The following is a 1474-nucleotide window of genomic DNA, read 5'->3' as shown; positions in this document are numbered from 1 at the left end:
GGCCAGGCCTGCGCAGCAGATCAGCAGGATGGTCTTGAACGAAGAATCGGCAAGACGCGTTTCGACAGCGGCCGGCATCGCGGCGAGTGAAATCATGCTCATGTTCATTCCCCCCTTTTGTTGACCTGAATTGCATCAGGTGAGGGAACTCTTAGAGCAAAAAGTTTTATGCGGGCTTGCGAGGGATCGTTAACAGAATCGCAATGGACGCGTGATCGCTGCGAGCAGCAGTCGTTACGACCGGTCTCAGTGGCGGCCGGCCTTCAGCACATTGRCAATGGTATGGGCCGTCATGGCGGCACGATCCGAGGCGCGCTGCTCGGCCAGCCGATCTCTGGCCTTTTCCTCGATCAACAGCTCGATCAGGGCCAGCCGCTTGTCCTCGTCGTCCGCCTCGGTCAGCAGGCGGTGATAGCGGTGATAGTCGAACCCAATATTGTTCTGCTTACGCATGTCACGCCCCCCGTACAGATACGCCACACACGGATTGATTGTTTCCCATCAGAAACAAACGGGCAAGTGTCATGCTGCGTGGAACCGCAATCACCTGTGAATTGCAGACCTTGAGGGGGCCGGCCGGGCGTTGTGCGCCGGCTCAATCCGGATTGTGGTCGGCAAACATCTTCAGGCCGACGAAGCTCGCATCGGGCTTCGTGACCAGCCTGGTCGGGATGTTGCGGAGATAGTCCTGGAAGCGTCCCTTGGCTTCGAAGCGCGCCCGGAATGCGGAGGCGACAAGGAATTCCGGGAAGCGCGGCACGATCCCGCCGGCGATATAGACACCGCCGCGGGCGCCGAAGGTCACGGCGAGATTGCCCGTGACGGAGCCGAGGATGGCGCAAAACATGTCCAGCGTTGCGCGGCTGAGTTCGCAACTGCCCTCCAGGGCCGCCTTGGTGATGGCAGCGGCATCGCGGTGCGGCACCTGAGCGCCGTCGACCTCGGCCAGCGCCTCGTAGAGGCTCTGAAGGCCGGAACCGGAGAGCGCGCCACGCTCGATCGAGACGTGGCCGAGGCGCCGGCGCAAGCACGCGATCACGCGTTCCTCGCGCTCGTTCTCCGCCGGCAGGGTGGCGTGGCCGGCCTCGGTAACGACGGCCAGCCGGGCACCATGGCGTTCAACCAGGCAGGAGACGCCAAACCCGGTCCCGGGCCCGACCACCAGCAACGGTTCTCCGGCCAAGCCGCCTTCTAAGCCGCCTTGGCCGCCAAGCGGAATCAGGTCGGCGGGCTGCAAGGCGGGCAGCGACCAGGCCACCACCTCGAAATCGTTGAGCACGTGCGCGCTGTCGAGGCCGAGCGTCGGCTGGAGCTCGTTGCCGTCGATGACCCACGGGCTGTTGGTCATGACGCAGCGGTTGTTGGTCACGGGTCCGGCGACGGCCAAGACGGCTCTTTTGGGCTGCTCGCCGGCGGACCGTCGCGCGAGGACATCGACAATGGCCTCCCGGACCGTCGGGAAGTCGGCGACCTT

At 64.2% G+C, this 1474-nt stretch carries 2 protein-coding genes; both read right to left on the bottom strand.

All coding sequences use genetic code 11. From position 1 onward, the window contains the following. Nucleotides 1–246: 246 nt before the first annotated feature. Nucleotides 247–453 carry a hypothetical protein gene (locus ACXJL8_RS40885; RefSeq protein ID WP_456687020.1) on the bottom strand — a complete coding sequence of 69 codons (207 nt, stop codon included), beginning with the start codon at nt 451–453 and terminating at the stop codon, nt 247–249. A 142-nt stretch (nt 454–595) separates the two neighbouring features. Next, the coding region (gene glk / locus ACXJL8_RS40880; RefSeq protein WP_456687019.1) for a glucokinase at nt 596–1474 on the bottom strand (879 nt) is incomplete at its 5' end.

Source organism: Bradyrhizobium sp. P5_C11_2 (genome assembly GCF_054049755.1).
This window is presented reverse-complemented; position numbering and strand designations above follow the sequence as displayed.